General features: G+C 69.5%; 6 protein-coding genes. 4 read left to right on the forward strand and 2 right to left on the reverse strand.

Annotation, left to right across the window (positions count from 1 at the left end):
- The first annotated feature begins 122 nt into the window (after positions 1-122).
- From AB0C29_RS18270 to AB0C29_RS18285, 4 genes are all read left to right on the forward strand, one after another.
- A complete protein-coding gene (locus AB0C29_RS18270; RefSeq protein WP_360821546.1) occupies positions 123-512 on the forward strand; it encodes a hypothetical protein in 390 nt (129 codons plus the stop codon).
- 149 nt (positions 513-661) lie between these two features.
- Entirely contained in the window at positions 662-3,046 is a 2,385-nt protein-coding gene (locus AB0C29_RS18275; protein WP_360821547.1) for an immune inhibitor A domain-containing protein, read from the forward strand.
- A gap of 109 nt (positions 3,047-3,155) precedes the next feature.
- Positions 3,156-3,620, forward strand: a complete 465-nt coding sequence (locus AB0C29_RS18280) for a hypothetical protein (protein WP_360821549.1) — start codon at positions 3,156-3,158, stop codon at positions 3,618-3,620.
- Positions 3,621-3,638: 18 nt separating this feature from the next.
- On the forward strand, positions 3,639-4,559 hold the full coding sequence (locus tag AB0C29_RS18285; RefSeq protein ID WP_360821551.1) for an alpha/beta hydrolase: 921 nt from the start codon (positions 3,639-3,641) through the stop codon (positions 4,557-4,559).
- A gap of 6 nt (positions 4,560-4,565) precedes the next feature.
- On the opposite strand, the gene AB0C29_RS18290 is transcribed toward AB0C29_RS18285, so the two are convergent.
- Both AB0C29_RS18290 and AB0C29_RS18295 read right to left on the reverse strand, forming a co-directional pair.
- Positions 4,566-4,931, reverse strand: a complete 366-nt coding sequence (locus AB0C29_RS18290) for a hypothetical protein (protein ID WP_360550925.1) — start codon at positions 4,929-4,931, stop codon at positions 4,566-4,568.
- Positions 4,928-5,896 carry an SseB family protein gene (locus tag AB0C29_RS18295; protein ID WP_360821553.1) on the reverse strand — a complete coding sequence of 323 codons (969 nt, stop codon included), beginning with the start codon at positions 5,894-5,896 and terminating at the stop codon, positions 4,928-4,930. The genes AB0C29_RS18290 and AB0C29_RS18295 overlap by 4 nt, the downstream gene beginning before the upstream one ends.
- Between the last annotated feature and the right edge of the window lie 196 nt (positions 5,897-6,092).

The following is a 6,092-nucleotide window of genomic DNA, read 5'->3' on the forward strand; positions in this document are numbered from 1 at the left end:
CGCGGGGCCGCGTTATGGGCCGCCACCCCCCCCGCCGCTCGCGGGGCGCGCGGGGGGCCCACCCGGCGGGGGCCGTCCCGTTTCCGGGGAACCGCGAAGATTGCCGGCCCGTCCAAGGAGCCGTGACCAGAACCGGGTTCTTCGTGCTAGCCGCCACCATGACCGTGTTGTCCGGGTGCGCCGCCGGCAACGAGCCCACCGCCGCTCCCCCGCGGGCCGAGCGGACCGTGTCCCCCCTGCCGACCCTGACCCGGCCCACCGCCCCGCCGAGCGAGCCGACCGACGACATCAAGGCCACCGAGCTCATCGTCGGCACGGTCAACCGCGGCGGCTCCGGACCGTGCTACGGCCTCGTCACCGACGACGGCGTCCAATATGCCCTCTATGAAGCCAAGGGCCGGGCATTGACCATCGGCATTCGGATAAAGGCCGACGTCAGCGCGTCGATGCTGGATATCGCCTGCGGGGCCGGCACTCTGGTCGAGGTCAAGACCTTGACGCCGGTCGGCTGAGCGCGCCCGCATAAAGATTCCCTTTCTTTTGGCTCCAGCACTTCCATACATCTGACTGTTTGCATACGTTCACCTGAGCCCCGAATCACGGGGCCGTTTTCCGCCGATCAGCTGCACCCAGCGATCGGTCACGTCAACGGAGGTAGTACGTGCGCAAAGTAGTCGTGGGACTACTCGGTGCCGCAATGGTCAGCAGCGCCGGGATCATGCTCCCGGCCGCGGCGATGGCGGCCCCTCCGGTGGACCCGGCCCCGGCGACGGCCAGCAAGAAGGCCCCCGTGGACGAGCTGCCCAACCCGTTCGAGGACAAGCGCCGCGAGCTGCGCCAGGAGGCCATCAACGGCATCCTCAAGGGCACGGTCAAGACGCAGCAGCGTGGCGGCAGCACCGTGGCCAAGGTCGGCAAGACGCGCGGTGGCGGCGAGACCAACCGCCGCGTCGCCAGCGCCGGCCAGGACCAGTACGTCGAGCTCAACAACGAGCGGACCGACAAGATCTTCGTGATCCTGGCGGAGTTCGGCAACGACCGGCACCCGAACTACCCGGACGTCGACAGCGACCCGCTCACCCCGGGCCCGACCACGTTCGAGGGTCCGCTGCACAACAAGATCCCCTCGCCCGATCGCACCAAGGACAACACCACGGTGTGGCAGCCCGACTACAACCGGGCCCACTTCCAGGAGCTGTACTTCGGTGCGGGCAAGGGCGTCGAGTCGCTGAAGACCTACTACGAGACCCAGTCGTCCGGCCGCTACAGCGTCGACGGCGAGGTCTCCGACTGGGTCAAGGTCAACTACAACGAGGCCCGCTACGGTCGCGACTGCGACGTCAACGGCGTCTGCACCGACACCAACATGTGGGCGCTCGTCACCGACGCCGCCAACAAGTGGGTCGCCGACCAGAAGGCCGCCGGCCGCACCGACGCGCAGATCGCCGCCGACATGAAGTCCTACGACCAGTGGGACCGGTACGACTTCGACGGTGACGGCGACTTCAACGAGTCGGACGGCTACATCGACCACTTCCAGATCGTCCACGCCGGCGGCGACCAGTCCGACGGTGACCCGCAGCAGGGTGAGGACGCCATCTGGGCGCACCGCTGGTACGCGTACAACACCTCGGCCGGGATCACCGGCCCCGCCACCAACAAGGCGGGTGGCACGCAGATCGGCAACACCGGCGTCTGGATCGGTGACTACACCGTCCAGCCCGAGAACGGCGGCCTGAGCGTCTTCGCTCACGAGTACGGCCACGACCTCGGTCTGCCGGACGACTACGACACCTCCGGTGGCACGAACAACAACAGCGAGTTCTGGACCCTGATGGCCCAGAGCCGTCTCTCCGGCGCCGGCGAGCCCCTCGGCACGCGCCCGGGTGACCTCGGTGCCTGGCAGAAGCTGCAGCTCGGCTGGCTGGACTACGAGACCCTGGTCGCGGGTCAGAAGCGGACCCTCGAGCTCGGCCCGCAGGAGTACAACAGCACCAAGGCGCAGGCCGCCGTCGTGGTCCTGCCCGACAAGGAGGTCACCACCGACCTCGGTGCACCGTTCGCCGGCGAGAAGCAGTACTTCTCCGGCAACGACGACAACCTCAACACCACGCTGACCAAGTCGGTCGACCTCACCGGGGCCACCTCGGCGTCGTTCGACCTCAAGGGCCGCTACAACATCGAAGAGGGTTACGACTACCTCTACTTCGAGGCCTCCACCGACGGCAAGGCGTGGACCGCGCTCAACGGCACGGTCGACGGTGCCCCGCTGGGCGTCGACGGCGCTGTGCCGCCGCGCCCGGCTCTGGGTGGCGACAGCGGTGGCGAGTGGAAGAACATCAGCATCCCGCTGACCGCGTACGCCGGTAAGACGGTGCAGGTCCGCCTGCACTACATCACCGACGGTGGTCTGTCCGCGGGCGGCTTCTTCGGCGACGACCTCACCATCACGGTGAACGGTGCCGCGGTCTCCACCGACGGTGCCGAGGGCACCCCGGCCTGGACCGCTGCCGGCTTCAGCGTCGAGGGTGACTCGATCACCGCCGAGTACGACCACTTCTACATCGCCGGTAACCGCACGTACACGTCGTACGACAAGTACCTGAAGACCGGCCCGTACAACTTCGGCTGGCCGACCAGCAAGCCGGACTGGGCCGAGCACTTCGCGTACCAGCAGGGTCTGCTGATCTCGTACAACGACACGTCGTTCGCCGACAACAACGTCAACCAGCACCCCGGTCAGGGCCGCAACCTGATCGTGGACAGCCACCCGGCCCCGTTCTACAACCTCGAGGGCCAGCCGTGGCGGGCGCGCATCCAGCTCTACGACGCGCCGTTCGGCACGACCAAGGCCGACTCCTTCACGCTGCACGTCAACGACAAGGCGAGCTACGTGCGGGGCCAGGCGGCCCAGCCGACCTTCGACGACACCAAGAAGTACTTCTACGACGAGATCCCGTGGGCCGGCGTCAAGCTGCCGGCCGTGGGCGTCAAGATCAAGGTCGTCGAGCAGAGCGGCACCTCGCTCAAGGTCAAGTTCTCCTGATCCACCGCAGCACAGCGACGCCCGGGGCCTCGGCCCCGGGCGTCGCCCTTTTCTCACCCCCACGGGAACCCGCAGGACCGGGCCCGGGTCTCACTCACGGAGGTGGGTCATGATCTCGTTTTCCCGTACGGCCACAGCAACGTTCCTGGTCCTCACGAGCCTGACGGCCTGTTCAGCCGGGTCTCCCGTGGCACCGGGCACCTCCGTGCCGGTCCCGCCCAGCGCCTCGGCGACCTCCGTCACGCCGCCCAGCGAGCCCGCCGTCTCGCCCAGCGGCCCGTACAACTCGGTGCCCAACGGCCCGGCGCCCTCCAAGCCGGCCGGCATCCCCAAGACGCCGACGGACATCGTCCGCTCACCCGGCTGGATCGAGGGCACCATCACCCGCGGCGGCACCGGCCCCTGCTACGGCCTGGTCACCTTCGACGGCGTCGCCTACGCGATGTACTCGGACAAGGGCGCGAAGCTGACCCAGGGTGACCACATCAAGGCCGAGCTGACCCCGGCCAGACTGCGCATCGACTGTGGCGCGGGCATCCCGGTGAGCATGGGTGCCATCCAGCACTTTCCCTAGGCCCGTACGCTGGTTCGCATGAGTGCCCAGGTGGACGAGGCGTGCGTACTGACGGAGGGTCCCTGGACCCACCGTTTCGTCGGCGCCAACGGCAGCCGCTTCCACGTGGTCGAGGCGGGCACCGGACCGCTCGTCCTGCTGCTGCACGGCTTCCCCGAGTTCTGGTGGGCGTGGCACGACGTGCTGACCCGGCTCGCCGACGCGGGCTTCCGGGCGGTCGCGATCGACCTGCGCGGCTACGGCGCCAGCGACAAGCCCCCGCGCGGCTACGACGGCTACACGATGGCCGCCGACGTGACCGGCCTGATCCGCGCCCTCGGCGAACGCTCCGCGATGATCGTCGGGGCGGGCGCCGGCGGCATGATCGGCTGGGCAGCGGCGGCCTTCCACCCCAAGATGGTCAGCCGGCTCGTGGTGCTCGGCGCGGCCCACCCGTTGCGGCTGCGCGCGGCGCTGTTCGCCGACCCCCGCGGCCAGGCGGCGGCGAGCGCGTCGATCCTGCGCTTCCAGGTCCCCCGCTACGAGCACGTGCTGACGAAGAACGACGCGGCGCTGGTCGGCGAGCTGATCGAGCACTGGAGCGGTCCGAGGTGGACGCAGACGGCCGCGTTCGACGAGTACGTCGCGCGGTGCCGGGAGGCCATGCAGATCCCGCAGGCGGCGTTCTGTGCGCTGGAGGCGTACAGGTGGGTGTTCCGTTCGGCGCTGCGACTGCAGGGCTACCGGTTCGTCAAGCTGATGCAGCAGCCGCTGGTCACCCCGACGCTGCAGATGCACGGTGAGCTGGACACGGCGGTGCTGCCCCGTACGGCCCAGGGCTCGGGCCGGTACGTGATCGCGCCGTACGAGTGGCGCCTGATCCCGGACGCCGGCCACTTCCTGCACCAGGAAGCGCCGGATCTCGTCACCGGCGAGATCCTGCGCTGGCTGAAGGCGTGAGGCCCGTCAGACTCGGTGCTCGTAGAGCTGGGTGACCTCGTTGGCCGGCGCCCAGCCCTGGTAGACCCCGAAGTCGAACTCCTCCAGCCCGAGCTCACGGGCGACCGGCGCCCGGCCACCGGTGTACTCCAGGCGCAGCCAGTTGTCGGCCTCGGCGAGCACGATGAACGGCTCACCCCGCCACGAACACGTCGTGCGGATGTAGACGAGCTCACCGAACTCGCCGGGCTTGAGCACCCGCACGTAGCGACCGGGCCGCACCTCGGTGAACCCGTCAGCGGGCTCGGGCGCATAGACCCGCACGTTCTCCCCGTCGGGCGCGGCGTCGTACTCCCGGCCGTGCCAGTTGACCACGTAGCCGTCGCGCATCACCGCTCACCGACCCGGCGCCACACCGGCGCGTCACAGTCGAAGACGGCGATCAGCTGCTCGGCGCCGTCGGCGATCCGCCACAACTGCGCACCGTGCGGCAACCGCACACTGTCCACCTTGAACTCCGCGATGACGTCCTTGCCCTCACCGGGGGCGAAACCGTTGCCCCGGAACGGTGGCCGCTCGATGACCCAGCCGTCCATGGCGCGTAGTGCCTGTTCGCTCTGGCCGCCGTACGGGATGCGGTAGAGGCTGGGCCGGTGCGCCGGCCAGCGGAGCACAAAGGCCTCCTTGGCATCCGCCTGATAGGGCGAACCGTCGTAGACCAGCCCGAGCGCCGAGAAGAGCTCACCCGGCGCCCGCAGATGCTCAACCTCACCCGCGCGGTGCACGAACCCGGCGACCCGGTCGTAACCCCGCTCGAGGTAGTAGTCGATCTGCTCGGCCGGCACAGCCTTCTGCATGACGGTGAGCTGCGCGGTCGGCTCAGCCGGCCGCTGCGGCAACTCGGCGGGCGCGTCGACCGGGTCACCGCCGAGCCCGGCCTCCACGGCCCAGCTGGCCAGCGCGATGACCTGCGGGCCGGGATACCTGGCGCCGATCGGCGAGGTCGGATTGACGGCGAACGACCAGGCCGGGTCGGGCCAGTTGCGGATCAGATCGACGAAGCGGACCCCGACCGTGCGGGTGGGCTCGGCGAAATGCTCGGCGAGCCGGTCCCGGCTGGTGAAGACGACCAGGAACCGGTCACCGTCGATCTCCTCGGTCCGGAACGCAAAACCGGACTCGCCGGGAGCGCTGCCGGGCCGCGAGTTGGGCGCGACGGGCACGAGCACGGTGGCGAGCAACAGGGTGGAGAGGAAGGAATCGGTGCTGACCTCATCGACGGCGCGGTAGAGGTCACGCTCGACCTCGTTCGCCGGGACGAAGTCTTCCTCGAAGTCTTCGCTGGTGTCGCCGGTCATGCCCGAGCCGGTCATGCCCGAGGTTGCCGCGGCCAGGCCTGATGCAGCTGGGCTGGTCACGCCGGGGCCGGTTGTGGCTGGGCCCGTTGCGGCTGGGCCTCGGCCGGTTGTGGCTGGGCCGGTTGTGGCTGGGCCTCGGCCGGTTGTGGCTGGGCCGGTTGTGGCTGGGCCGGTTGTGGCTGGGCCTCGGCCGGTT

The organism is Actinoplanes sp. NPDC048791 (assembly GCF_040650095.1).
Taxonomy (GTDB): Bacteria; Actinomycetota; Actinomycetes; order Mycobacteriales; family Micromonosporaceae; genus Actinoplanes.

What these genes read in the sequence shown, in the direction of transcription:
- AB0C29_RS18295 (WP_360821553.1), bottom strand. Translation starts at nt 5,896, where the DNA reads ATGACCGGCGACACCAGCGAAGACTTCGAGGAAGACTTCGTCCCGGCG.
- AB0C29_RS18280 (WP_360821549.1), top strand. Translation starts at nt 3,156, where the DNA reads ATGATCTCGTTTTCCCGTACGGCCACAGCAACGTTCCTGGTCCTCACG.
- AB0C29_RS18285 (WP_360821551.1), top strand. Translation starts at nt 3,639, where the DNA reads ATGAGTGCCCAGGTGGACGAGGCGTGCGTACTGACGGAGGGTCCCTGG.